The 23775-nt window shown below is 66.8% G+C and carries 25 protein-coding genes; 11 read left to right on the top strand and 14 right to left on the bottom strand.

Translation table 11 applies throughout. The features are described from left to right. The first annotated feature begins 62 nt into the window (after positions 1 to 62). Positions 63 to 413 (top strand): DUF3301 domain-containing protein, encoded by a 351-nt coding sequence (locus tag ACJ7C5_RS09780; RefSeq protein WP_005415950.1) that lies wholly within the window; start codon positions 63 to 65, stop codon positions 411 to 413. A gap of 87 nt (positions 414 to 500) precedes the next feature. On the opposite strand, the gene ACJ7C5_RS09785 is transcribed toward ACJ7C5_RS09780, so the two are convergent. From ACJ7C5_RS09785 to ACJ7C5_RS09815, 7 genes are all read right to left on the bottom strand, one after another. Next, positions 501 to 953, bottom strand: a complete 453-nt coding sequence (locus ACJ7C5_RS09785; protein ID WP_019659028.1) for a ClpXP protease specificity-enhancing factor — start codon at positions 951 to 953, stop codon at positions 501 to 503. 84 nt (positions 954 to 1037) lie between these two features. Further along, positions 1038 to 1655, bottom strand: coding sequence for a glutathione S-transferase N-terminal domain-containing protein (locus tag ACJ7C5_RS09790; RefSeq protein WP_412703767.1), 618 nt, complete (start codon positions 1653 to 1655; stop codon positions 1038 to 1040). 152 nt (positions 1656 to 1807) lie between these two features. After that, on the bottom strand, positions 1808 to 2557 hold the full coding sequence (locus ACJ7C5_RS09795; RefSeq protein ID WP_032128878.1) for a cytochrome c1: 750 nt from the start codon (positions 2555 to 2557) through the stop codon (positions 1808 to 1810). Then, positions 2550 to 3809: a cytochrome b gene (locus tag ACJ7C5_RS09800; protein WP_032128877.1), complete on the bottom strand. Its 1260-nt coding sequence runs from the start codon at positions 3807 to 3809 to the stop codon at positions 2550 to 2552. The genes ACJ7C5_RS09795 and ACJ7C5_RS09800 overlap by 8 nt, the downstream gene beginning before the upstream one ends. After that, the gene (gene petA / locus ACJ7C5_RS09805) at positions 3809 to 4429 is read right to left on the bottom strand and encodes a ubiquinol-cytochrome c reductase iron-sulfur subunit (protein ID WP_010486121.1); all 621 of its coding nucleotides are present in this window, start codon (positions 4427 to 4429) and stop codon (positions 3809 to 3811) included. The genes ACJ7C5_RS09800 and petA overlap by 1 nt, the downstream gene beginning before the upstream one ends. A gap of 211 nt (positions 4430 to 4640) precedes the next feature. After that, complete coding sequence (locus tag ACJ7C5_RS09810) at positions 4641 to 5570, bottom strand: lytic transglycosylase domain-containing protein (protein ID WP_412703768.1); 930 nt, start codon at positions 5568 to 5570, stop codon at positions 4641 to 4643. 46 nt (positions 5571 to 5616) lie between these two features. After that, positions 5617 to 6585: a helix-turn-helix transcriptional regulator gene (locus tag ACJ7C5_RS09815; protein ID WP_097049171.1), complete on the bottom strand. Its 969-nt coding sequence runs from the start codon at positions 6583 to 6585 to the stop codon at positions 5617 to 5619. A gap of 80 nt (positions 6586 to 6665) precedes the next feature. Between ACJ7C5_RS09815 and ACJ7C5_RS09820 the strand changes: the two genes are divergently transcribed. Further along, the gene (locus tag ACJ7C5_RS09820) at positions 6666 to 7286 is read left to right on the top strand and encodes a glutathione S-transferase family protein (RefSeq protein WP_313300275.1); all 621 of its coding nucleotides are present in this window, start codon (positions 6666 to 6668) and stop codon (positions 7284 to 7286) included. Between the two features lie 186 nt (positions 7287 to 7472). Beyond that, the gene (miaB, locus tag ACJ7C5_RS09825) at positions 7473 to 8891 is read left to right on the top strand and encodes a tRNA (N6-isopentenyl adenosine(37)-C2)-methylthiotransferase MiaB (protein ID WP_412703769.1); all 1419 of its coding nucleotides are present in this window, start codon (positions 7473 to 7475) and stop codon (positions 8889 to 8891) included. Between the two features lie 126 nt (positions 8892 to 9017). Here miaB and ACJ7C5_RS09830 read toward each other — a convergent pair whose 3' ends face one another. Genes ACJ7C5_RS09830 through ACJ7C5_RS09840 form a run of 3 tightly spaced genes read right to left on the bottom strand, consistent with a single transcriptional unit; the run spans position 9018 to position 12027 of the window. Beyond that, positions 9018 to 10130 (bottom strand): ABC transporter permease, encoded by a 1113-nt coding sequence (locus ACJ7C5_RS09830; protein ID WP_285316849.1) that lies wholly within the window; start codon positions 10128 to 10130, stop codon positions 9018 to 9020. Beyond that, complete coding sequence (locus ACJ7C5_RS09835) at positions 10127 to 11050, bottom strand: ABC transporter ATP-binding protein (RefSeq protein ID WP_125430865.1); 924 nt, start codon at positions 11048 to 11050, stop codon at positions 10127 to 10129. Before ACJ7C5_RS09835 ends, ACJ7C5_RS09830 begins: the two co-directional genes overlap by 4 nt. Positions 11051 to 11070: 20 nt before the next feature. Continuing rightward, a complete protein-coding gene (locus ACJ7C5_RS09840; RefSeq protein WP_412703770.1) occupies positions 11071 to 12027 on the bottom strand; it encodes an HlyD family secretion protein in 957 nt (318 codons plus the stop codon). 538 nt (positions 12028 to 12565) lie between these two features. Here ACJ7C5_RS09840 and ACJ7C5_RS09845 point away from each other — a divergent pair. The 8 genes from ACJ7C5_RS09845 to ACJ7C5_RS09880 all read left to right on the top strand — a co-directional run bounded on the left by ACJ7C5_RS09845 (position 12566) and on the right by ACJ7C5_RS09880 (position 19184). Then, the gene (locus tag ACJ7C5_RS09845) at positions 12566 to 13552 is read left to right on the top strand and encodes a PhoH family protein (protein WP_412703771.1); all 987 of its coding nucleotides are present in this window, start codon (positions 12566 to 12568) and stop codon (positions 13550 to 13552) included. Further along, complete coding sequence (gene ybeY, locus ACJ7C5_RS09850) at positions 13549 to 14034, top strand: rRNA maturation RNase YbeY (protein ID WP_057500243.1); 486 nt, start codon at positions 13549 to 13551, stop codon at positions 14032 to 14034. Before ACJ7C5_RS09845 ends, ybeY begins: the two co-directional genes overlap by 4 nt. Positions 14035 to 14082: 48 nt before the next feature. Continuing rightward, positions 14083 to 14691: a hypothetical protein gene (locus ACJ7C5_RS09855; RefSeq protein WP_125430859.1), complete on the top strand. Its 609-nt coding sequence runs from the start codon at positions 14083 to 14085 to the stop codon at positions 14689 to 14691. 95 nt (positions 14692 to 14786) lie between these two features. Next, positions 14787 to 15377, top strand: a complete 591-nt coding sequence (locus ACJ7C5_RS09860; RefSeq protein WP_412703772.1) for a hypothetical protein — start codon at positions 14787 to 14789, stop codon at positions 15375 to 15377. Between the two features lie 27 nt (positions 15378 to 15404). Next, on the top strand, positions 15405 to 15962 hold the full coding sequence (locus ACJ7C5_RS09865) for a hypothetical protein (RefSeq protein WP_094000133.1): 558 nt from the start codon (positions 15405 to 15407) through the stop codon (positions 15960 to 15962). A gap of 64 nt (positions 15963 to 16026) precedes the next feature. Next, positions 16027 to 16908: a CorC family transporter gene (locus ACJ7C5_RS09870; RefSeq protein WP_005408827.1), complete on the top strand. Its 882-nt coding sequence runs from the start codon at positions 16027 to 16029 to the stop codon at positions 16906 to 16908. Further along, a complete protein-coding gene (locus tag ACJ7C5_RS09875) occupies positions 16905 to 18155 on the top strand; it encodes a lipoprotein N-acyltransferase Lnb domain-containing protein (protein ID WP_412703773.1) in 1251 nt (416 codons plus the stop codon). The genes ACJ7C5_RS09870 and ACJ7C5_RS09875 overlap by 4 nt, the downstream gene beginning before the upstream one ends. A gap of 15 nt (positions 18156 to 18170) precedes the next feature. Continuing rightward, positions 18171 to 19184 carry a magnesium and cobalt transport protein CorA gene (locus tag ACJ7C5_RS09880; RefSeq protein ID WP_412703774.1) on the top strand — a complete coding sequence of 338 codons (1014 nt, stop codon included), beginning with the start codon at positions 18171 to 18173 and terminating at the stop codon, positions 19182 to 19184. Positions 19185 to 19407: 223 nt separating this feature from the next. Here the strand turns inward: ACJ7C5_RS09880 and ACJ7C5_RS09885 are convergent, their stop codons facing one another. The 4 genes from ACJ7C5_RS09885 to ACJ7C5_RS09900 form a co-directional block, all read right to left on the bottom strand. Next, entirely contained in the window at positions 19408 to 20772 is a 1365-nt protein-coding gene (locus ACJ7C5_RS09885) for an NAD-dependent succinate-semialdehyde dehydrogenase (RefSeq protein WP_412703775.1), read from the bottom strand. A gap of 83 nt (positions 20773 to 20855) precedes the next feature. Further along, positions 20856 to 21698, bottom strand: a complete 843-nt coding sequence (locus ACJ7C5_RS09890) for an ABC transporter permease subunit (protein ID WP_004151945.1) — start codon at positions 21696 to 21698, stop codon at positions 20856 to 20858. After that, a complete protein-coding gene (locus ACJ7C5_RS09895; RefSeq protein ID WP_032130238.1) occupies positions 21695 to 22627 on the bottom strand; it encodes an ABC transporter permease subunit in 933 nt (310 codons plus the stop codon). The genes ACJ7C5_RS09890 and ACJ7C5_RS09895 overlap by 4 nt, the downstream gene beginning before the upstream one ends. Further along, the gene (locus ACJ7C5_RS09900) at positions 22624 to 23760 is read right to left on the bottom strand and encodes an ABC transporter ATP-binding protein (RefSeq protein ID WP_010486163.1); all 1137 of its coding nucleotides are present in this window, start codon (positions 23758 to 23760) and stop codon (positions 22624 to 22626) included. Before ACJ7C5_RS09900 ends, ACJ7C5_RS09895 begins: the two co-directional genes overlap by 4 nt. Positions 23761 to 23775: the final 15 nt, after the last annotated feature.

Below are 23775 nucleotides of genomic sequence, written 5' to 3' on the forward strand. Positions count from 1 at the left end.
GCGCTTGATCCAGCGCGCGTTCGCCGCCATCTTTGCCGGATCGACCTCTGACGGCTGACGCCATGCCCACCCTGCTGCTGTTGCTGATTGCCGGCGGAATCATCTACTTCTTCTGGAACGCCGCACGTTCGGCCGCCGAGCGCGCGGTCGAGCTGGGGCGCAATGCCTGTCGCGCTGCCGATGTGCAATGGCTGGACCAGGCGGTGCACGCTACCGGCCTGCGGCTGTCGCGTGGCGAGGATGGACGGCTCGGTTTCGAGCGCACGTTCAAGTTCGAGTATTCCTACGATGGCATCGATCGCCACGTGGGCCGCATGGTGCTGCGTGGCGACCAGCTGATCTCATTCACTGGCCCGGGCGCGGCGCGGATCAGCCAGATCCGGCCGGACGTGGAGGATGCCGAGGATGTGTAAGGGCTGAAGGTGTGCCGACCAACGGTCGGCACCCACCGGTAAATCCTGCAAAGGAAAACGCCGCCTATCGGGGCGGCGTCGGAAACATTACTTGACCACGCGCAGGTTCGGGCGGCCCTTCGGCGGCGGACTGGCCGGCGGCGTATCGTCCGGCGGCGTGCCTTCCTCATGCAGCAGTTCGTCGCTGGTCGGTGCGGTTTCGCTGCCCGGAATGTCATCCGGCAGCGCCATGCCCTGCCCGGTCTCGCGGGCGTAGACGGCCAGCACGGCGCTGATCGGTACCTGCACCGGATAGCTGGTACCGGAGAAGCGCGCCGAGAAGCTCACCATCTCGTTGTCGATCATCAGCCGCACGACAGCACGTTCGGCGATGTTGAGCACCACCCGGCCATCCTTGACCGCCGAAGGCGGCACCTGCACGCCGGGGACGCCGGCGTCGACCAGGATGTGCGGGGTCAGCTGGTTGTCGTTGATCCATTCCACCAGCGCCCGCAGCAGGTACGGGCGGTGGCTGGTCATGTGGAAGAAGTCTTCGGTCATGCGTGAAGTGTACGCGCCCGGCGCCCTGCCGGGGCAGATCGCCTGCACGCCGGTCGGCGTGCAGACGGGTAAAGCAAGGCGGGATCAGCCCGGCAGATCGCGCAGCTTCTTTTCCTGGTCGGTCAGGCTGCGGACAAAACCCGGATGGCGGAAGATGCGGTTGCCGTAGTCTTCAATCGCCTTGCCGTCCTTCGGCAGCGGCACATCCAGCGACTGCAGGCGCCAGATGATCGGCGCCATCGCGCAGTCGGCCAGGCTCATCTCCGGGTTGAGGAAGAACTTGCTGGCCTTGAACAGCGGCAGCGAGGCGGTCAGCAGTTCCTTCAGGCGCTTGCGCCCTGCTTCGGCCTGGGTCTTGTTACCCAGCTGGATGGCCTGCACCTGCGGCACCCAGTCGTGCTCGATGCGCAGCATGGCCAGGCGGATGCGCGCACGCGACAGCGGATCGACCGGCATCAGCGGCGGATGCGGGTAGCGTTCGTCCAGGTATTCGCTGACCACCGACGCGGCGTACAGCACCAGCTCGCGCTCGACCAGGGTCGGAACCGAGTGGTACGGATTGAGATCGATCAGGTCTTCAGGCGGGTTCTGCGGATCGACCGGAACGAAGTCGAAGGTGACCCCCTTGGCCGCCAGCACCAGGCGTACACGGTGGCACAGTACATCGTCGTTCGAGGAAAACAGCGTCAGTGTATTGCGCATGCGTACGCTCGCCGCCATCAAAGGCTCTCCCACGACAGGAGACCGCCTGCCGCATCGGCGCCGCCGGCACCGTGCCAGCGATCGACTCCTCCCCGAGTGTGCAACCGACCATCACAAAAGCCAATAGGCCCGTGCGATGGCCGGGGGCAGATTCAGTGAACGTCCTTCCAGTATTCCTTCTTCAACAGGTACAGCAGGAAGGTCAGCAGGGCCAGGAACAGGATCACCCACACGCCCAGCTGCTGGCGCTTGAGCGCGGCCGGTTCGCCGGCATATTCGAGGAAATTGGTGATGTCCCGCACTGCCTGGTCGTACTGTCCGGCATCGACGTTGCCTGGCGTTTCCAGGCGCAGACCGGTCACCGGCGGATCCATGCCCGGCGCCTCCGGTTTGCCATGCACGGCATGCTGCAGGCCCTGCATCTCCCACAGCGGGTTGGGCATGGAGGCGTTGGCGAACAACGCGTTGTTCCAGCCCAGCGGCCGGCTGCTGTCCAGGTAGAACGACTTGAGGTAGGTGTAGACCCAGTCACTGCCGCGCACACGCGCAATCAGGCTGAGGTCCGGTGGCATCTTGCCGAACCACTTCTCGGCATTCTCCTTGGGCATCGCCACCGGGATCGGGTCGCCGATCGCCGAGCCGGTGAAGTTGAGGTTGTTCATCACCTCTTCCTCGGTCAGGCCCAGGTCCTGCGCCATCCGCGAATAGCGCAGGTACTTCAGCGCATGGCAGCCGGAGCAGTAGTTCATGTACAGCTGCGCGCCGCGCTGCAGCGAGGCGCGGTCACCGAGGTCGTTGCCGGCCTGCAGCAGCTTGGTGCCGCCTTCGGCGGCGGAAGCCAGGAAACTGCCCAGCATCAGGGCGGCCGTCAGGGCCAGCCGGACCATCCAGCGTTCAGTCATGGGTGGTCACCCTCTCCGGTACCGGCTTGGTCCTGTCCAACCTTGTCCATAGCGGCATGGTGATGAAGAACGCGAAGTACAGGAAGGTCAGCACCCGCCCGATGTACGTCTCGTGCACGTCGGTACCCGGGCCGGAACCAATCACGCCCAGCCACACGAAGCACACCGCCAGCACGCCCAGCATCACCTTCGAGATCCAGCCGCGGTAGCGCACCGATTTCACCTTCGCCTTGTCCAGCCACGGCACCAGGAACAGGATGGCGATGGCCGAGAACATCACCAGCACGCCGCCCAGCTTGTTCGGCACCACGCGCAACATCGCGTAGTACGGCGTGTAGTACCAGACCGGCTTGATGTGCTCCGGGGTCACCAGGCGGTTGGCCTCGGTGAAGTTGTCGTGCTCCAGGAACAGGCCGCCGAAACCGGGCGCGAAGAAGATGATGAAGGCGGCGATGATCAGCAGGAAGCCGGCGCCGACACCATCCTTGAGCGTGTAGTACGGGTGGAACGGAATGCCGTCGGCCGGTGCGTTCGGCGACCAGCGGTTGCCCTTCGGCCCCTTCTTGATCTCCACACCGTCCGGGTTGTTCGACCCCACTTCGTGCAGCGCGCCCAGGTGCAGCACCACCAGCAACAGCAGCACCAGCGGCAGTGCGATGACGTGCAGCGCGAAGAAGCGGTTGAGCGTGGCGTCACTGGGCAGGTAGTCGCCCATGATCCATTCGGTCAGGCCGTTGCCGATCACCGGTATCGCGCCGAACAGCGAGATGATCACCTTCGCGCCCCAGAACGACATCTGGCCCCACGGCAGCACGTAGCCCATGAAGGCTTCGGCCATCAGCACCAGGTAGATCAGCATGCCCAGGATCCACACCAGCTCGCGCGGCTTCTGGTAGCTGCCGTACAGCAGGCCGCGGAACATGTGCAGGTAGACCACGATGAAGAACAGCGAGGCACCGGTGGAGTGCATGTAGCGGATCAGCCAGCCCCACTCCACATCACGCATGATGTATTCGATGGAGCCGAACGCCTCGGCGGCGTTGGTCTTGTAGTGCATCGTCAGGAAGATGCCGGTGACGATCTGGTTGACCAGCACCAGCAGCGCCAGCGAGCCGAAGTAGTACCAGATGTTGAAATTCTTCGGCGCGTAGTACTCGCTGACGTGCTTGCGGTACACCGGCATCAGGCCCGGCGCGCGGGCGTTGACCCAGTCGGCCACGCCGCTGGCGGTACGGCTGAGGATATTGGCCATCAGGCAGCCCCCTGCGGATCAACACCGATGATGATGGTGTTGTCGTCCTGGTAGTGGTGCGCGGGCACCTTCAGGTTGATCGGCGCCGGCACGTCCTTGAAGACGCGGCCGGACATGTCGAAGCGCGACTTGTGGCAGGGGCAGAAGTAGCCGCCCTTCCACTGCGGGTCGTAGGGCTCGGGCCGGATCTCGGCGACCATTTCCGGCGAGCAGCCCAGGTGCGTGCACAGGCCGACCAGCACGGAAATATCCGGCTTGATCGAGCGCAGCTCGGGGTTCTGCTTCAGCACGTACTCCGGCTGCTGGTCCTTCTCGCCGGACTCGGGGTCCTTGAGACGGCCGTCCAGCCCATGCAGCGCATCGAGGATCGCCTTGGACCGCTTGACGATCCAGATCGGCTGGCCACGCCATTCCACGATCAGGCGTTGGCCTTCCTGCAGGGCGCTGATGTCGGCCACCACCGGTGCGCCGGCAAGCTTGGCACGGGCACTGGGGTTCCAGGATTTGATGAAAGGAACTGCGGTGAATCCGACGCCGACGGCGCCCACCACGGCTGTGGTGGCAGAAAGAAAACGCCGACGTCCGGTGTTGACTGGATCGTGTACCCCATCGTTGGCCATCCGGCACTCCGATATTGATTAGGTAGCTTTAAGGCTGCCAGCGGATCCGGTGGGGGCCAGAGCCGCATTGAATCACGGTCGAGTGTAGCGGAACCGTCGCGCGCCACACAACGCATTGCAACAACTCTTTCAGATGCGTGCCGACTGACAGTCGGCACCTACCTGTCCAAGGAGTGCCGACCAACGGTCGGCACCCACCAGTTAACGGCACCTACTGGTGACTCAGGGCGGTGCGGTAACGCTCGGCCAGCTGCCCGACCCGCCGCACGTAGTATTGGGTTTCGCTGTAGGGCGGCACGCCACCGTGGCGGTCGACCGCGCCTTCGCCAGCGTTGTAGCCAGCTGCGGCAAGGGTCAGATCGCCATTGAAGCGCTTCAACAACCACGCAAGATACTGTACGCCGCCGCGGATGTTCTGCCCGGCATCGTAGGAGTCACTGACACCGAAGCGCGCGGCGGTTGGCGGCATCAGCTGCATCAGGCCCTGCGCACCCGCGCGGCTGAGCGCGGTCGGGTTGTAGGCCGACTCGGCATGGATGATGGCCCGCACCACCGCCTCTTCCACGCCGAACTCGCGCGCGGCCGAGGTGATCTCGGTCTGGAAGGCCGAGGTGTTCAGGCGCACGGTGCCGAAGTCCACGCGTGGATTGATCCCGCACGCGTAGCAGCGCTCCATGAAGCTGTAGCGGATGGTCCGCACCGGGCCGAGGTTGGCGACCTGGGTCGGGCGCGCACTGGTGTAGTGGCGCACGCCGTCCTTCATGAAGGAATAGACCTGGCCGCTGACCATGCGTCCGGCGCGCGAGGCGACCGGCTGTGCCGGAGCAGCTGCTGGCGCGGCTGCAGCAGGCGCAGGCGCGACCGTTGCCGGCGTGGCGGCGCTGGCGGCAACGGCAACCGGGTTGCGTTCGATGCTGGCCACCGTGGTCGGCGCCGGCCTGGGCGCGGCCACCACCGGGCGCGGTGCCGGACGGGTGTCGCGGCTGTAGCTGATGGTGCTGCAGCGCGCACCCGCCACCCGCTTGCTCACATAACTGGTGACGCCGTCAGGGCCCTGGCACTTGTACAGGGTTCCGGCGCTGGCCGGCGCAGCGGTCAGCGCAGCGATGATGATCGCCGTTGTCCCCAGTATCCCCTTCATGGCGGCGAGTGTCCCAGCTTCGCCGGGGCTTGCCAAGCGATGTGGCTCAGCCTGTGACCGGCGGCACAGCCAGCACCCGGCCCAGCCCGGCCAGGCGCTGGGCCAGTTCGTCGCGCAGGCCCGGCGGCGTGGTCCACAGCGCCACCGGCACGCGGTCCAGGCTGAGGATCTGCGCCAGCATCATGCCCCGGCTCTCGGCCCCCATGCGCAGCAGGCAGTGCTCGGCGCCATCCGCCTCCAGCACCCCGCACCAGGGCGGAATGCGGCCTTCCAGCTCTGCACGGCTGCCGGCCAGGCGGACGATGGCCTGCAGCGCGAACGGGGCCTGGCTGACCGCCTGCCGCACCATCACATCCGGCGGCGCTGGCGTGCGGCGATGCAGGCCCGGCTCGGCGCATTCGCGTACCGCGCCCATCCGGTCCACGCGCAGGGTGCGCCAGTCCTGCCGGCCCAGGTCCCAGGCCAGCAGGTACCAACGCCGCCCGTAATTGACCAGGTGCTGCGCCTCGACCTCGCGCTGGGTGACGGCCTCCTGCGCGCTGCGGTATTCGAAGGCCAGCCGTGACGCCTGCCGGCAGTGCTGGGCCAGCCGTCCGAGCAGGCGCGCGTCGGTGGACGGAAGGTCGGACAAGGTGGCCGTCGCTGCATGCACCTCGCCGGCCTGCTGGCGGCGACGGGTCGGCACCAGCGGGTCGAGCTTGGACAACAGGCCGCGCGCGGTGTCGTCGATGCCGGCGACGGTCGCGGACGCGGCACGCAGGGCGATCGCCAGGGTCGTTGCCTCCTCCTCATCCAGCAGCATCGGCAGGACCGGTGCCCCTGCCCCCAGCTGGTAGCCGCCGCCAACCCCGGATGAGGCCTGCACCGGATAGCCCAGTTCGCGCAGGCGCTCGATGTCACGGCGGATGCTGCGCCGGTCCACGCCCATGCGCTCGGCCAACTCGGCCCCGGACCACTGGCGACGGGCCTGCAGCAGGGCGATCAGGCGCAGCAGTCGATGGGCGGTATGGCGCATGAAGGATCGAGGACAGAAGTCGTCCGCAATAGTGCCTCAGGATGGCCTCCAGTTCACCACCCACCGCAAGGAGCAATGCCATGAATTCACGCCAGATCACCCTGTACCATGCCGCCCGTTCCCGCTCGAGCGGCGCCGTGGCCCTGCTCGAAGCGCTGGGTGCCGACTACCGCATGCAGGTGCTGGACCTGAAGGCTGGCGCCAACCTGGCCCCGGCCTACCTGGCCATCAACCCGATGGGCAAGGTGCCGGCCATCGTCCACAACGGGGCGCTGGTAACCGAACAGGTGGCCATTTATCTGTACCTGGCCGACCTGTATCCGGAAGCCGGGCTGGCCCCGCCGATCGGCGACGCCCTGCGCGGGCCCTACCTGCGCTGGATGGCCTTCTACGGCGCCTGTTTCGAGCCGGCGATGATCGACAAGGCAATGCACCGCGAGCCACCGCCGCGCCTGATGTCGCCGTACAACGACGCCGAGACCGTGCTGCAGGTGGTCGAGGCCCAGCTGGCGCAGGGCCCGTACCTGCTCGGCGAGACAATGAGCGCCGCCGACGTGCTGTGGGGCAATGCGCTGTTCTGGACCAGCGATTTCGGCCTGCTGCAGCTGGCCCCGGCCACCAAGGACTACGTGGCCCGGATCGGTGCGATGACCGCGTTCGAGCGTTCGCGGCAGATCGATGCGGAGCTGGTAGCGGCGTAAGAGCGCCCGCCGGGGGGGGAGCCGGACCCGGAATTCCAGTAGAGCCACGCCATGCGTGGATGACCCGCCCGCAGCGCATGCGGGACGGAATGCAGCCAGGCATGGCGTGGCTCTACCAAGCCGACGCACGCCCCAGGATGCGGGTAGAATTGCCCGCTTTCCCGCCACCCGAATGGATTAAGCGCCATGACCGGGACGCCAGACGTCTTTCCGCCCGCCACGCCGGGCGGTACCCCGCTCGTTGCCCTGCCCGCTGGTCCGCGCAAGCCCGACCAGGTCAAGGGCAAGCTGTACATCAAGACCCACGGTTGCCAGATGAACGAGTACGACTCGGCCAAGATGGCCGACGTGCTTGCCGCCAGCGATGGGCTGGAACTGACCGACAGCCCGGACGACGCCGACGTCATCCTGGTCAATACCTGCTCCATCCGCGAGAAGGCGCAGGAGAAGGTATTCAGCCAACTGGGCGTGTGGAAGGGCCTGAAGAACAAGGGCCGTGAGGTCATCATCGGCGTGGGCGGCTGCGTTGCCTCGCAGGAAGGCGAAGCGATCATCAAGCGCGCGCCGTTCGTCGACCTGGTGTTCGGACCGCAGACCCTGCACCGCCTGCCGGAGCTGATCCGTGCCCGCCGCGAGCAGAAGCGCCCGCAGGTGGACATCAGCTTCCCCGAGATCGAGAAGTTCGACCGCCTGCCCGAGCCGCGCGCCGAAGGCGCTTCGGCCTTCGTCTCGATCATGGAAGGCTGTTCCAAGTACTGCTCGTTCTGCGTGGTGCCCTACACCCGCGGCACCGAAGTCAGCCGCCCGTTCGAGGACGTGGTGGTGGAGGTAGCGCAGTTGGCTGCACAGGGCGTGCGTGAGATCAACCTGCTCGGCCAGAACGTCAACGCCTACCGTGGGCCCTATGGGGACGGCGAATTCGCCGACCTCGGCCTGCTGATCCGCACCATCGCCGAGATCGATGGCGTCGGCCGCATCCGCTTCACCACCTCGCATCCGCTGGAGTTCAGCGATTCGCTGATCGATGCGTTCCGCGACGTGCCGCAGTTGGCCAACTTCCTGCACCTGCCGGTGCAGGCCGGCAGCGACCGCGTACTGTCGGCCATGAAGCGTGGCTACACCGCACTGGAATTCAAGTCGAAGATCCGCAAGCTGCGCGCGGTGCGCCCGGACATCTCGATCAGCTCGGACTTCATCGTCGGCTTCCCCGGCGAGACCGACGCCGACTTCGAGAAGACCATGAAGCTGATCGAAGACATCGGCTTCGACCACAGCTTCTCCTTCATCTATTCGCGTCGCCCGGGTACGCCGGCTGCGGATCTGGAGGACACGATCAGCGATACCGAGAAGCACGCGCGCCTGTCGCGCCTGCAGGAGCGCATCAATGCGCATGCCGCCGGCATTTCCGAGAAGATGGTCGGCACCGTGCAGACGGTGCTGGTGGAAGGGCCCTCGCGCAAGAACCCGAACGAGCTGACCGGCAAGACCGAGAACATGCGTTCGGTGAACTTCCCGGCGCCGGCACGGTTGATCGGCCAGTTCGTGGACGTGGTGATTACCGAAGCGCTGACCAATTCGCTGCGCGCGCGGGTGGTGGCGGAATAAGGTGTGCCGACCAACGGTCGGCACCCACCGGAATTGATGCCGGCCAACGGCCGGCGCCTACCGGAATTGATGCCGGCCAACGGCCGGCGCCTACCGGGGTGGATGCCGACCGTTGGTCGGCATGCCTCAATCCAATCGTTTGCGGAAACGCAGGATGGCAAGGGTCATCATCACCACGATGAAGGCCAGCAGCGCCAGCGCGTCGTGCCACAACTCCCACAGCGAGGCGCCGCGCAGCATGATGCCGCGCACCAGGCGCAGGAAGTGGGTCAGCGGCAGCACCTCGGCCAGCCACTGCACCGGCCGTGGCATGCCGGCGAACGGGAACATGAAGCCCGACAACAGGATCGACGGCAGGAACAGGAACAGCGTCATCTGCATCGCCTGGAACTGCGAGCGCGCACGCGTGGAGATCAGCAGGCCCAGCGCCAGGTTGGCCAGCACCAGCAGCACCGCGGCCAGGTAGATGTCCAGCAGGCTGCCGCGAATGGGTACCTGGAACAGCCAGGTGCCCAGCACCAGTACCAGCGTGGTCTGCAGCAGACCAATGGCTGCATAGGGCAGCACCTTGCCCACCATCAGTTCGCTGCGCGACACCGGTGTGGCGATCAGCAGTTCCATGTTGCCGCGCTCGCGTTCGCGCACCACCGCTACCGCCGTGAACATCACCAGGGTCATGGTCAGGATCACCCCGATCAGGCCCGGCACGATGTTCACCGCCGAACGCCGCTGCGGGTTGTAGAAGCTGGTCACGCTGATAGGACCACTGGCGATGCTGCCTTCGCGCAGGGGACGCGTGTTGCTGGTCGGACGCGAATCCAGCGGCACCTGTGCCAGCTGGATCGCTGCGCTCTGCACCACGGTGTCGCTGCCATCGACCAGCACCTGTACCGCCTCGCGTCCATCGAAGCGACGACGCTCGAAGTCGGCCGGCACCACGATGCCGACACTGATTTCGCCACGGCGCAGCGCCTGCATCAGTTGATCGGGCGTGTACGCCTCGCTGCGCGGCGTGATCACGCCGGTGGCGACCATGTCCTGCACCAGCGCGCGTGACGCCGCACTGTTGGCCTGGTCGGCGACACCAGCGTTGAGATGGCGCAGGTTGAGATTGATCGCGTAGCCGAACAGCAGCAGCTGCATCACCGGAATGCCGACGATCATCGCCAGCGTGATGCGGTCGCGGCGCAGCTGGCGCAGCTCCTTGAGCATGATCGCCCACAGCCGGCGCAGGTTCATGCCGCCGGCTCCCTGCCACGGCCGCGGGTAGCGGCGACGAACACGTCTTCCAGGTTCGGCGCCACCGCCTCGATGCGGGCCTGCGGATCGGCGCTGGCCAGCGCGCGCCGCAATGCGACGGCGTCCGCGACATCCTCGCTGCACAATACTCGCAGCTGGGTGCCGATCTGCGCCACGCTCAGCACGCCGGGCAGCTCAGACAGTGCGCGGCTGGCCTGTCGCGGCTGCGCCGACGTGACCTGCAACGTGCGGCCGTCCAGCCGTGCGCACAGTTCGGCCGGCGTGCCATCGGCCACCAGCGCACCACGATCCAGGATCGCCAGCCGGTGGCAGCGCTCGGCTTCGTCCATGTAATGCGTCGACACCAGCACGGTGGTACCGGCGTCGGCAAGTTCAAACAGGGCCTCCCAGAAATCGCGGCGCGATTCAGGATCGACCGCGCTGGTCGGCTCGTCCAGGAACAGCAGTTCGGGCGAATGCACCACGGCACCCGCCAGGGCGAGGCGCTGCTTCTGCCCACCACTGAGCGTGCCAGCCAGTTGTGGTTGGCGGTCCTGCAGCCGGTACTGCTGCAGCAAACTATCAACGCGCTGCTGCGCCTGCGCGCGTGGCAGGTCCTGGATGGCGGCAAGGAATTCCAGGTTCTCGCGTACCGACAGGTCTTCGTACAGCGAGAAGCGCTGAGTCATGTAGCCGATGCGCCGGCGCAGCGCTTCGGCCTGCTCGGGAACCGCCAACCCCAGCACCTCGATCTGCCCAGCGCTCGGCTCAAGCAGGCCGCACAGCATGCGGATGGTGGTCGACTTGCCCGACCCGTTCGGGCCCAGGAAGCCATAGACCTGGCCACGCGGCACGGTCAGGTCGACGTTGTCCACGGCCAGCAGCTCGCCGAAGCGACGGGTCAGCCCCTGCGCGTGCACCGCGATGTCGTCGCCGGTGTTCAGAAGCGCACCTGCACCGGCAGGCCGGCCGGCAGCTTCTGCATGTCGGTGGCTTCGGTCACTTCGATTTCAGCCAGATAGCTCAGCCGCTCGACGTCGTCGCCGGTCAGTGCGTAGTACGGGGTGAACGACGGTTCGCTGCGGATCGATCGCACGCGCCCTTTCAGCACCATGCTCCGACCTTCCAGCTGGATCTGCGCGGCCTGACCGACCTTCACCTGCAGGCGCAGCGGCTGCGGCAGGTAGACGCGCGCATAGGGACGCTCACCGACCAGCATCACCGCCAACGGCGCACCGATCGGCGCCTGGTCGCCCTGCCGGTAGGGCAAGGCATCGACCACACCATCGCGCGGTGCGCGCAGCTGCAGCTTCTGCAGGTTGACGCCCTGCACCACCTGCTGTGCGCGTGCGGCGTCGGCCGCGGCCTTGCCCTGGGTGATGTCCTGTACCCGGCTGCCGTGCACCAGCTCCAGCCAAGCCTGCTCGGCCGCGCGCGCGCTGGCCTCGGCGTTGCCGGCGGCGGCACGTGCACGATCCAGTTCAGCGGCAGCCACCAGCTGCTGGCGTGCCAGCGGCTGCACCCGGCGATAGTAGGCGCTGGCTTCGACGGCCTGGGCGCGAAGCGCGGCCAGCTGGGCCTGGGCCTGGGTGATCTGCTCCTGGCGCGGACCGATCTCCAGCTCTTCCAGCTGTGCCTGCGCGCGCAGCGTATCGGCCTGTGCGGCGGCGAACTGTGCGTCGCCACGGGCGGGATCAAGCCGCATCAGCACGGTGCCCGCCTTGACCGGCTGCCCCTCGCGCACCTCCACCGCAGCGATCACTTCGGCCGCCGGTGCCGGCACCGTGATCCGGTCCCACTCCAGCGTCCCCAGCGCGTGCGGCGTTGATGGGCCACATCCTGCCAGCAGGCCGAGACCCGCCAGTCCGATTCCCCGCATCCCGTTGCCGATGCCCATGCCATCCCCTCCTGCGACGGCGCCACGGTGGCATGCGCCCCGTGCACCCACAATGATCCCGATCAGACCTGACGGTTTTTTCACCACACGCTGGCGGGCCTTTCGCTGCAAGGCTCCGCACCACCTATCCACAGGTTGATTCAGCATCATTCCACAACCGGTGTGGAAAACCGGCGAAACAAGGCCCCCTTGCTCGTTTGGCAGCAGAACATGCCCCGCCATCAGGAACATGCCGGTGCGGATGGCGGGTTGAACGGGAATGCACGGCCCGCTGCCCCACCTCCCTGTACCGCCGTTCCCGGGGGAAGGAGCGACTGCAGGTCGTGACGGTTTTTTCACCAGCCCCTCATGATGCTTGTGGCACAAGCGCTGCGAAGGGCTATCCACAGCTTTCCGCAACGCCGGTCCACACCCGGTGTGGAAAACCGTCTGGCGCCACACCGTTCCGATGCCCGCGCTGGCCGCCCGCCCGGCACGCGCGTAACCTTGTCATCCCGAGTCCATCGCGGTGGACGGCGAACCCGCCCCACCCCAAGCAATGAAAAGCATCGAGCATCGAGACTTCACCCTGTCGCCGGAAGACAACGAGCGACTGGCCAACCTGTGCGGCCCCTTCGACGGGCACCTGCGCCAGATCGAGCTGAAGCTCGGTGTGGAGATCGCAAATCGTGGCTTCGTGTTCCGCATCAGCGGGCCCAACGAGGCCATCGTCGAGGCGCAGAAGCTGGTTGAAGCGCTGTACGCCGAAGCCGGCGAAACCACCTTCGACAACCACGCCATCCATCTGCGCCTGGCGCAGGCCAATGTCGAGCAGATCGCCGAGCGCTCCTATGAAGCACAGGAGGTGGCGATCAAGGTCAAGCGCGGCACGGTACGCGGCCGCGGTGCCAACCAGGGCCGCTACCTGCACCAGATCGCCACCCACGACATCAACTTCGGCATCGGCCCGGCCGGTACCGGCAAGACCTTCCTGGCCGTAGCCAGCGCGGTCGAAGCACTGAACGAATCGCGGGTGCAGCGCCTGATCCTGGTGCGCCCGGCGGTGGAGGCCGGCGAGAAGCTGGGCTTCCTGCCCGGCGACCTGAGCCAGAAGGTCGATCCCTACCTGCGACCGCTGTACGACGCCCTGTACGAGATGATGGGCGTGGAGAAGGTGGTCAAGCTGCTGGAGAAGAACGTCATCGAGATCGCGCCGCTGGCCTACATGCGCGGCCGCACGCTCAACGATGCGTTCGTGATCCTGGACGAAGCGCAGAACACCACCATCGAGCAGATGAAGATGTTCCTGACCCGCCTGGGTTACGGCTCCACTGCGGTGGTCACCGGTGACCTGACCCAGACCGACCTGCCCAAGCATGTGAAGTCCGGCCTGCGCGACGCCATCGACGTGCTGCGCGAGGTCGAGGGCGTCAGCTTCACCTTCTTCGAATCCCGTGACGTGGTCCGCCACCCGCTGGTCGCGCGCATCGTCAGCGCCTACGACCGCCGCGACCTGCATCAGATCCAACCAGGAGCAACTCCATGACCCGTGGCCCCGTGCGATTGGACGTCGCCGTCAGTTATGCCCTGCCGCGTGCCGGCCTGCCGGCGGCAGTGAGCTTCCGCAAGTGGGTGGCCGCCGCGTTGAAGGGCCGCATCCGCGAGGCCGATCTGGCCATCCGCGTGGTCGATACCAAGGAAGGGCAGTCGCTGAACCGCCATTACCGCGGCAAGGACTACGCGACCAACGTGCTCAGCTTCCCGGCCGAAGTGCCCGAAGGCCTGCCCAAGGGCGTCAAGTTCCCACTGCTCGGTGACCTGGTGATCTGCGCACCGGTGGTGGCCCGCGAAGCCGACGAACAGGGCAAGGCGCTCAACGCCCACTACGCGCACCTGACCGTGCACGGCGTGCTGCACCTGCTTGGCTGGGACCACGAGGACGACAAGGAAGCCGAGGCGATGGAGCAGCTGGAGCGCGACATCCTGGCCGAGCTGGGCATCGCCGACCCGTACGCGGGCGAGCGCTGACACCGGGCTCTGTTCCGGGCCCACGCACTCACGGAAGAGGAGCGCAGCATGACCCTGCCCGCACTTGTGCTTGCCGCGCTACTGCAGTCCGGGGCAGGCCTGATGCCCGATCCTGACCGTCCTTCACCGTTCCCTACCAGCGACAGCGAGGCCGACATCGCCGCAAAGGTCGCCGAACTACGGGCGTTCTTCGGCAGCAGCGAGCGCGACACCCGCAACACCGTCGCCACCGCCCAGCAGCGGGCGCTGATCGAGCGCCTGGAAGCGCGGCACGCGGCCCGTCTGGCCGGCATCTGGGTGGACAATGCGAGGGGCTGGAACGTTGTGGTGCGACTGACAGGCGCCGCACCCGAGGCCGATGAGACACACCCAGGGGCGGATGGCCCGCAACGTGTGCACTACATCACCGGCGCCGCGATGACCGAAGCGGAGATGACGCGCCGCCTGCATGCACAGCGGGACTGGCTGCGGGCCCAGCTGCCCGACCTGTTCGGCTATAGCCTGGATGTCAAGACCGGGGAGCTGGAGGTTGAGCTGCGGGATACCCCAGCCAACCGCGCGACCGCAGCGGCCCTGCGCGACCACCTGCAGGTGCAGCTGGGCTACCCGGTCAGGCTGCGCTGGTACCCGGCGACCACGCGCCGGAATCCGCCCTGACTGCGCCCGGGCTGAGTGCCAGCCCATGCGCTGCGCTATTGTTCAACACCGGCCAGGACGCGGAAGGAAAAAGGATGAACCCAGGGAACGGCTTCATGACGATCATGATGGCTGCCGGCCTTCTCGCCATTCTGCTGGTGCTGGGCGCGCATGCCGTTCGCCGTGTAAGTGCACGCGCCCCCAGCGGGCAGCACTGGCTGCTGCGCACGCTGGCACTGCTGTCACCGGCGTGCGTCATTGCCAGCCTGGTCGTCGGCGGGATCGGGCCTCATCTGCTGCAACAGCGGCACGGGATGAGCACCACGACGGGCCTGGTGACGGGGGCCCTGCTGCTGATGCTGATTGGCGCGCTCACCGCGCCTGTGGCCTGGCGCGTGGTAGTCCAGCAGCGCCTGCGACGCTCGGCGGCGACGTTGCCGTTCTTCCATGCCTCAACCGCCTCACTCTGGCTGTTGTACGCGCTCTGCGCAATGTACGTGCCACTGGCAAAGGCCGCCGAACCGGCACTGATGCCCTGGTTCGAACAAACGGGCCTGCTGCAGTTCGCGGCCCGCGGGCTGGTCACGGTCCTCCACGTTTCGATGCAGGCGGTGCTGCTCACGCTGCCGGTGATGGGTCTACGTGCCCTGCTGACCCGCGGCCGCCGCCGCAACAAGGCTGAGAACCCGCGCCCGTCACCGTTATGATGTCCGGCCCGACTGCGGAACCTGCCCGTGTCCCTGCGTTGCTGCCTGCCCCTGCTGTGTGCCTTTGCGGTGCCTTCGGCCCTCGCCTCCAGTCTTGACCTGCCGGCCCTGATCGAATGCCGCCAGGGCGTGGCCGAGCAGGCCGCGCTGGCGCCGCTGCTGGCCGATCCGCTGAAGGCCGTGGCCCAGGGCCTGCAGCCGCTGCCGCAGGGCAACCAGTTCATGAGCGAGTACCGGCTGGCCAGCCCGATCACCGTCTTCGGCCAACAGACCGAGCGGGTGGCGGTGGCCGGCGCCAGCATCATGGCCGTCCTCGACCAGGCCGACCCACGCCCGCTGGCCAAGCGCCTGGCGCTGGAGACCGGCTACGACCAGAACGGCAAGTTCATGGCCGGCCGCGAGGTGGTCAGCCGCGACGTGACCGACCCGAAGACCGGCGAGGCCCAGATCGAGTCGATCATCCTCAGCGTCTCCACCGTGGCCTCCCACCCCGGCAAGACCCTGGCCGGCTGCACCTACAGCCTGGACCTGCCCGAGGACGAGCCGGCCCCGGCCGCCCCTGCCCCGGCCACCGGCAGTCACTGACAGGCCGTCACATCCTGCTAGACTTGGGCCAACGCCCGGCCTGCCGGGTGCCTTTTTTCCAGAGATGTCAGAAGACGACAGTAGTAGCTCCCCTGCGGAGCACAGTGAAAAGAAGCGCGGCTGGCTTGAACGCCTGACCTCCGCCTTCTCCGGCGAACCCCATACCCGCGACGAGCTGGTCGCTGTCCTGCACACCGCGCAGGAAGAGGGTCTGATCGCCGCCGATACCCTGAAGATGATGGAAGGCGCCATTTCGGTCGCCGAGCTGACCGTGGGCGACGTGATGATCTCGCGCTCGCAGATGGTCTCGCTGCCGGTAGAAGCGCCCTTCCTGGAACTGATGAAGCAGGTGGTCGAATCCGGCCATTCACGCTTCCCGGTGCACGGCGAGAACAAGGACGACATCCTTGGCATCCTGCTGGCCAAGGACCTGCTGCGCGGCGTGGTTGCCGACAACGGCCCGGCCAACGTGCGCGAGCTGCTGCGCCCGGCGGTGCTGATCCCGGAGGCGAAGAAGCTCAATGTGCTGCTGAAGGAATTCCGTCTGTCGCGCAACCACATGGCCATCGTGGTGGACGAGTACGGCGGTGTCGCCGGCCTGGTCACCATCGAGGACGTGCTGGAACAGATCGTCGGCGAGATCGACGACGAGCATGACGAGGCTGAAGATCCCTCGGCGCAGATCGCCATCCAGTCCGACGGCCAGTACGTGGTCGACGCGCTGACCCCGATTGGTGACTTCAACGAGCGCTTCGGTGCCACCTTCTCCGACGAGGACTACGACACCATCGGCGGCCTGGTCACCGAGGCCGTGGGTCACCTGCCGGAAGTCGGTGACGAGCTGGCGCTGGACCGTTTCATGTTCCGCGTGGCCCGCGCCGATGCGCGCCGGGTACAGGCCTTCCACGTGACCGTGCTGCCGCCGGACGCGCAGGACGACGCTTGAAGCGCCGCGGCATGATCCTCACGGTGTGGCTGGCACTGTGCGTGGTGGCCATGGCCCTGCCGCTGGCCGCCTTCGCGCAGCCGGCGGCAGCCACACCTGCCGTACCTGCGACCAACGCTGAAGCCCCTGCTCCGCGCATCGGCGTGGTGACCATGCAGCCGGGCACCGTGTTCTTCGAACGCTTCGGCCACGACGCCATCGTCGTGCTCGATCCGGTCAGCGGCGAGGCGACCTCGTACAACTTCGGCTACTTCGATCCGTCCGAGGACGATTTCATCAGCCGCTTCGCACGCGGCGACATGATGTATTACCTGGTGGCGCTGCCGTTGCAGCAGGACCTGTCGTACTACGACGAGACCGGCCGCGGCGCCAGCGTGCAGTGGCTGGACCTGCGCCCGGATCAGGCGCGTGCGCTGGCGGCCGACCTGGCCGAGCGGGCCAAGCCGGAGAACGCGCGCTACCACTACGATTACTACACCGCCAACTGCGCCACGATGGTGCGCGACACGGTGGACAAGGCATTGGGTGGCGGCCTGCAGTCGCAGCTGTCGGGGCGCTCGCGCGGCAATACCTACCGCAGTGAATCGGTTCGCCTGGCATCGCCGGCACCGTGGATGTGGCTGGGCTTCGATGTAGGCCTCGGGCCGTTCGCCGACCAGCCGCTGTCGCGCTGGCAGGAAGCGTTTGTGCCGATGCGTCTGGCCGATGCGCTGCGCCAGGCACGCAACAGCGATGGGCGTCCGCTGGTGCAGTCCGAACAGGAACTGCTGCCGCACCGCATCGACCCGGAGCCGAAGGAGTTCGCACGCCGTTGGTGGCCGTGGCTGCTGTGCGGCCTGGTAGTCGCGGCTGGCGTGATGGCGCTGCGCAACCGCCCGCGCCTGCTGGCGGGGCTGGCCCTGCCGTTCTGGCTGCTGTGCGCCCTGTTCGGTGGCGTGCTGGTGTTCCTGTGGGGCTTCAGCATCCACTACGCCGCCTGGGCCAACCGCAACCTGCTGTTGCTCTCGCCGCTGGCGGTGCTGCTGCTGCCGGGTGCGATCGCCCTGCTGCGCCGGCGCGTGCCGGGCCGCATGTTCAGGATCGTGCTGTGGCTGCTGGCGGTACAGGCAGTGGCCGCGATGGTGCTGCACTGGCTGAGCCTGCAGGCACAGTACAACGTGCAGTGGATCGTGCTGCTGCTGCCGGTGCACGTGGCGCTGGCCTGGGTGCTGGGGCGGCGTCCTCACTTGTCGGAAACACGGCACTGACGCACGATGGCGGGCATGTCACTGCCCGCCTCCGCTTCCGCCCCTGCTTCGGCCAACCCTGCCTGCGTCATCAACTGCGTCCACTACGATGACGAGGGCAAACGCCACGACATCAGCCTGGATGCCATCAGCGATGTCATCGCCAGCGGCAACGGCTTCGTCTGGGTCGGCCTGTATGACCCCAACGACGATGTACTGCTGAAACTGCAGGAGGAATTCTGCCTGCACGACCTGGCCATCGAGGATGCGCGCAACGCGCACCAGCGTCCCAAGGTCGAGACCTACGGCAATTCGCTGTTCGTGGTGGTAACCACCGCACAGATGGTCGACGAACGCATCCAGTACGGCGAAACCCACGCCTTCCTTGGCCCTCGCTTCCTGGTCACGGTGCGCCACGGTGCCTCGCTGTCCTACGCGCCGGTGCGTGCGCGGGTGGAACGCGAGCCGCAGCTGCTGAAGATGGGCCCGTCGTACTGCCTGTACGCGGTGACCGACTTCGTGGTCGACAACTACCTGCCGATCGTGCACCGCTTCCGCGACACCCTGGACCTGTTGGAAAAGGACATCTTTGCGGACAACTACAAGCGCAGCACGGTGGTGCGGCTGTACGAGCTCAAGCGCGAACTGAACAAGATGCGGATGGCGGTGGCGCCGCTGCAGGATGTGCTGGCGCAACTGCGCCGCTACCAGGGCGAACTGATCCCCGACGAAGTGAAGCTGTACGTGCGCGACGTGCACGACCACGCCGTGCGCATCAGCGATGTGATCGACACCCTGCGCGAAATGCTGGGCACCGCTCTGAGCGTGAATCTGTCGCTGGTGACGCTGGCACAGGGCGAGACGGTGAAGCGGCTGGGTGCATGGGCCGCGCTGCTGGCGGCGCCGACGTTGATCACCAGCTGGTATGGCATGAACTTCAGCCACATGCCGGAGCTGAGTGAACCGTGGTCCTACCCACTGATGATCGTGGGCGTGGGTGGCGTGTGCGTGGGGCTGTACCGGTTGTTCAAGCGCGCGAAGTGGTTGTAGGGCGTATCGACCAACGGTCGATACCCACCGCGCCGGTAGGCCACGACCGTTGGTCGTGGCGCATGACCCGCCTTGGGTAGTGCCGGGCGCGGGGCGGCCCCCCCCCCAAACCCCCCCCCCCCCCCCCGTGTGGGGGTGGGGGCCCCCCCGCGTGGTGTGGGGGCGGCGGGGGCCCCCCCCCCCCCCCCCCGCCCCCCCCCCCCCCCGCCACTACCGTTGGGAATCAAGCCACGTAGACGGTCTTGATGTTCATGAACTCATGGATGCCGTGGTCGGCCAGCTCCCGACCGAAGCCGGACTGCTTGCTGCCACCGAACGGCAACCGCGCGTCGCTCTTGACGATGGCGTTGACGAACGCGGCGCCGCATTCCATGCGCTGGGCGAAACGTTCACCGCGCACGGGGTCGCGTGTCCACACGCTGCCGCCCAGGCCGAAACGGGTGTCGTTGGCCACGCGCAATGCCTCGGTCTCGTCCTTGACCCGGATCACCGCAGCCACCGGCCCGAACAGTTCCTCGTCGTAGGCCGGCATGCCCGGGCCGACCTGATCGAGCACGGTCGCCGGATACCCGGCATGCGTGCCCGCAATCGGCTCACCACCCACCAGCACCCGCGCACCCTTGGCCACGCTGGCCTGCACCTGCTTGTGCAGTTCGTCGCGCAGGTCCGCGCGCGCCATCGGCGCCAGCGTGGTGCCACGCTCATTGGGATCGCCGTACAGGCGTTCGCCCGCAGCTTCAACGAAGCGCCGGGTGAAGTCATCGGCCACCGCATCGACCACGATGAAGCGCTTGGCCGCGATGCAGGTCTGCCCGCTGTTGTCGAAGCGCGACTTCACCGCCGCCGCCACGGTCTTGTCGAGGTCGGCATCGTCGAGCACCACGAAGGCATCGCTGCCGCCCAGTTCCATCACCGATTTCTTCAGCTGGCTGCCGGCATTGGACGCGATCGAGCGCCCCGCCCGTTCGCTGCCGGTCAGTGTTACCGCCTTCACCCGTGTGTCGCGCAGCACCTCGGCGGCCTGGTCGTTGTCGATGTGCAGCACGTCGAACACGCCGTCCGGCAGGCCACCGTCACGGCAGACCGCCAGGATCAGGTCGGCGCACTGCGGCACGTTGCTGGCGTGTTTGAGCAGGGCCACATTGCCTGCCATGAACGCCGGGGCGAGGAAACGGAACACCTGCCAGATCGGGAAATTCCACGGCATCACCGCGAACACGCAGCCGATCGGCTCGTAGCGCACATAGCTGCGCTGGGCTTCGGTATCGATCAGCTGCGGCTTGAGGTAGTCGGCGGCGTGGTCGGCGTAGTACTCGCAGGCGGCGGCACACTTGTCCACTTCGGCCAGCGCCTCGGCCTTGAGCTTGCCCATCTCGCGGGTCATCGCCTGCTGCAGATCATCGCGCCGCGCACGCAGTTGGCCAGCGATCTGCTTGAGGATCGCCCCCCGCTCCTGCAGCGAGCGCTCGGCCCAGCCGGGGAAGGCATCGGCGGCGGCGTGCAGGCGATGCTCGATGTCGGCAGCACCCATCAGTTCGTGGCGGTAGGTCACCAGGCCGGTGGCCGGGTCGACAATCTCGACGGTCATGGGGGATCTCCATCTGGAAGACCCCCATTGTGCGCCGCTGTCCGTGAGCCGGGTGTTGCCGACGCTGTCGACAAACCGTGTGCTCAGCCGTTGTCCTGGCGTGCCAACTGCAGGTCGCGCTGGCGCCGTTTCTCGGCGCGGGCATTGATGTACCAGCCGATCACCGCGGCGATCGACACCGCCGACACCAGCAGCGTGGCCAGTGCGTTGATCTTCGGGCTGATGCCCATGCGTACCGAGGCAAACACCTTCATCGGCAGCGTGGTCGAACCCGGCGTGGCGACGAAGCTGGCCACCACCACGTCATCCAGCGACAGGGTGAACGCCAGCAGCCAGCCCGCCACCAGCGCCGGCGCGATGATCGGCAGGGTGATGCGGCCGAACACGGTCAACCGGCTCGCGCCCAGGTCCATCGCGGCCTCTTCCAGCGACAGGTCCATTTCCTGCAGGCGCGAGGACACCACCACGGTGACGAAGCACAGGGTGAAGGTGACGTGGGCGATCCAGATGGTGGTCAGGCCGCGCGCCGGGAAGCCGGGAATCGCACCCATCGAGGCCAGCAGCGCCATCAGCGAGAAGCCCAGGATCACATCCGGCATCACCAGCGGCGCGGTCACCAGTGCGCCGAACAGCGGCTTGCCACGGAAGCGCTTGAAGCGCGTCATCACCATCGCCGCCAGCGTGCCCAGCACGGTGGCGGTACAGGCGGTCCAGAACGCGACCACCAGGCTGGTCCACATCGCATCCATCAGCGCGCGGTCGGCGAACAGGTCGCTGTAGGCACGGGTGGAGAACCCGGCCCAGACCATCGCCAGCCGCGAGCTGTTGAACGAATAGAACATCAACAGCAGGATCGGCAGGTACAGGAAGGCGAAGCCGAGCAGCAGCACGCCCAGCCCCAGGCCCTTGGCGGTACGCGGGCTCATGCCTGCTTCCCTTCCAGCAGGCGCTGCTGGGAACGGTTGAACAGCAGGATCGGCACCAGCAGCAACAGGATCATCGCCACCGCCATCGCCGAGGCGCCCGGCCAGTTGCGGTTGTTGAAGAATTCATTCCACAGCTGGCGGCCGACCATCAGCGTTTCCGAGCCACCCAGCATTTCCGGAATCACGAATTCGCCGATGGCCGGGATCATCACCAGCATGCAACCGGCGATGATGCCGGCCTTGGACAGCGGCAGGGTGATGCGCAGGAACGCCTGCCACGGCTTGGCACCGAGGTCGTAGGCCGCTTCCAGCAGGCGGTGGTCATGCTTGACCAGGTTGGCGTACAGCGGCAGCACCATGAACGGCAGGTAGCAGTAGACGATGCCGATGTAGGCGGCGGTCGGGGTATCAATCAACTGCAGTTTCGGCAGGCCCATGCTGGTCATCAGCGATTGCAGGCCGGTGAACTGCAGGAACTGGTCGAGCAGGCCGTTGCGGTCCAGGATCGCCTTCCATGCATACACGCGGATCAGGAACGAGGTCCACGACGGCAGCACCACCAGCATCATCGCCACGTTGCGCGCGGCGGGCGACAGGCGGGCGATGGCGTAGGCCATCGGGTAGCCGATCAGCAGGGTCAGGAAGGTCGAGATGGCCGCGATCTTGATCGAGCTCAGGAACGCCTGCGCATAGATCGAATCGCGGAACAGCGCCAGGTAGTTTTCCAGGTTCAGCTTCAACGAGAAGCCGCCGTCCGCATACTGCAGCAGCCAGGTGTACGGCGGCGAGCCGACCCGGCTGAGCGAGAAGCTGATCATCAGCACGATCAGGAACGGCACTGCGAAGAACAGCAGCAGCCACAGGTACGGAATGCCGATCACCGTGGCACGCAGCCCCGGCAGCCAGCGCTTCAGGCCGGCGACGCTCATGAGGTCAGCACCACGCCGTCGTTGTCACGCCAGTGCACCCATACGCTGTCGCCCCACGTCAGGCCATCGCTGGCCCAGCGCTGCGAGTTGGCGAAGTTGGCCAGCACCTTGGCACCGCTGGGCAGGCGCACGTGGTAGACCGAATGGCTGCCGAAGTAGGCAATGTCCTCGATCACGCCCTGCGCCTTGTTGGTGTGCCCTTCCGGCTCGTCCTTGCCGATCATCACCTTCTCCGGGCGCAGCGCGAACGCGACCGGCTGCCCTTCATAGCCGGTGATGCCATGGGCGATGTAGATCGGCGCCGGGAACAGCGGCGAGCGCACGGTCACGTACTCGGGAAGGTCCTCGTCGATCACCCCGTCAAACAGGTTGACCGAACCGATGAACTCGGCGACGAAGCGGTTGGCCGGCTGCTCGTAGACCTCGTCCGGCTTGCCGACCTGCTGGATCCAGCCGGCATCCATCACCGCGATGCGGGTGGCCATGGTCATCGCTTCTTCCTGGTCGTGGGTGACCATCACACAGGTCACGCCCGACGATTCGATGATGCTGACCAGTTCCAGCTGCATCTGCGAGCGCAGCTTCTTGTCCAGCGCGCCCATCGGCTCGTCCAGCAGCAGCAGCTTCGGCCCCTTGGCCAGCGACCGCGCCAGCGCCACGCGCTGCTGCTGGCCGCCAGACAGCTGGTGCGGCTTGCGCTTGCCCAGGTGGCCCATCTGCACCAGGTCCAGCATCTCGCCGACGCGCTTGCTGATCGCGTCCTTGCCCAGACCGTCCTGCTTCAGGCCGAAAGCGATGTTCTGCTCGACCGTCATGTGCGGGAACAGCGCATAGGACTGGAACATCATGTTGACCGGCCGCTGGTACGGCGGCAGCGCGTCCAGGCGCTGGCCATCGAGGGTGATGCTGCCCTTGGTGGGCGTCTCGAAGCCACCCAGGCAGCGCAGCAGGGTCGATTTGCCACTGCCGGAGCCACCGAGCAGAGCAAAGATCTCGCCCTTGCGCACGTCCAGATTGACGTCGTCGACGGCGACGAAACCGTCGAATTCCTTGCGCAGGTCACGAATGGAGAGATAGCCGGGCGCACCGGTCGTGTCGACGACGGCGGCTACCGGCTGGGCTTCAACGGGCATGGGGGCTCCGGGAGC

The sequence above is a fragment of the Nocardiopsis yanglingensis genome (assembly GCF_045809185.1).
Classification (GTDB): Bacteria; Pseudomonadota; Gammaproteobacteria; order Xanthomonadales; family Xanthomonadaceae; genus Stenotrophomonas; species Stenotrophomonas yanglingensis.

Coding starts and splice junctions, on each gene's coding strand:
- ACJ7C5_RS09780 (WP_005415950.1), top strand. CDS start 63: ATGCCCACCCTGCTGCTGTTGCTGATTGCCGGCGGAATCATCTACTTC.
- ACJ7C5_RS09785 (WP_019659028.1), bottom strand. CDS start 953: ATGACCGAAGACTTCTTCCACATGACCAGCCACCGCCCGTACCTGCTG.
- ACJ7C5_RS09790 (WP_412703767.1), bottom strand. CDS start 1,655: ATGCGCAATACACTGACGCTGTTTTCCTCGAACGACGATGTACTGTGC.
- ACJ7C5_RS09795 (WP_032128878.1), bottom strand. CDS start 2,557: ATGACTGAACGCTGGATGGTCCGGCTGGCCCTGACGGCCGCCCTGATG.
- ACJ7C5_RS09800 (WP_032128877.1), bottom strand. CDS start 3,809: ATGGCCAATATCCTCAGCCGTACCGCCAGCGGCGTGGCCGACTGGGTC.
- petA (WP_010486121.1), bottom strand. CDS start 4,429: ATGGCCAACGATGGGGTACACGATCCAGTCAACACCGGACGTCGGCGT.
- ACJ7C5_RS09810 (WP_412703768.1), bottom strand. CDS start 5,570: ATGAAGGGGATACTGGGGACAACGGCGATCATCATCGCTGCGCTGACC.
- ACJ7C5_RS09815 (WP_097049171.1), bottom strand. CDS start 6,585: ATGCGCCATACCGCCCATCGACTGCTGCGCCTGATCGCCCTGCTGCAG.
- ACJ7C5_RS09820 (WP_313300275.1), top strand. CDS start 6,666: ATGAATTCACGCCAGATCACCCTGTACCATGCCGCCCGTTCCCGCTCG.
- miaB (WP_412703769.1), top strand. CDS start 7,473: ATGACCGGGACGCCAGACGTCTTTCCGCCCGCCACGCCGGGCGGTACC.
- ACJ7C5_RS09830 (WP_285316849.1), bottom strand. CDS start 10,130: ATGAACCTGCGCCGGCTGTGGGCGATCATGCTCAAGGAGCTGCGCCAG.
- ACJ7C5_RS09840 (WP_412703770.1), bottom strand. CDS start 12,027: ATGGGCATCGGCAACGGGATGCGGGGAATCGGACTGGCGGGTCTCGGC.
- ACJ7C5_RS09845 (WP_412703771.1), top strand. CDS start 12,566: ATGAAAAGCATCGAGCATCGAGACTTCACCCTGTCGCCGGAAGACAAC.
- ybeY (WP_057500243.1), top strand. CDS start 13,549: ATGACCCGTGGCCCCGTGCGATTGGACGTCGCCGTCAGTTATGCCCTG.
- ACJ7C5_RS09855 (WP_125430859.1), top strand. CDS start 14,083: ATGACCCTGCCCGCACTTGTGCTTGCCGCGCTACTGCAGTCCGGGGCA.
- ACJ7C5_RS09860 (WP_412703772.1), top strand. CDS start 14,787: ATGACGATCATGATGGCTGCCGGCCTTCTCGCCATTCTGCTGGTGCTG.
- ACJ7C5_RS09870 (WP_005408827.1), top strand. CDS start 16,027: ATGTCAGAAGACGACAGTAGTAGCTCCCCTGCGGAGCACAGTGAAAAG.
- ACJ7C5_RS09880 (WP_412703774.1), top strand. CDS start 18,171: ATGTCACTGCCCGCCTCCGCTTCCGCCCCTGCTTCGGCCAACCCTGCC.
- ACJ7C5_RS09885 (WP_412703775.1), bottom strand. CDS start 20,772: ATGACCGTCGAGATTGTCGACCCGGCCACCGGCCTGGTGACCTACCGC.
- ACJ7C5_RS09890 (WP_004151945.1), bottom strand. CDS start 21,698: ATGAGCCCGCGTACCGCCAAGGGCCTGGGGCTGGGCGTGCTGCTGCTC.
- ACJ7C5_RS09895 (WP_032130238.1), bottom strand. CDS start 22,627: ATGAGCGTCGCCGGCCTGAAGCGCTGGCTGCCGGGGCTGCGTGCCACG.
- ACJ7C5_RS09900 (WP_010486163.1), bottom strand. CDS start 23,760: ATGCCCGTTGAAGCCCAGCCGGTAGCCGCCGTCGTCGACACGACCGGT.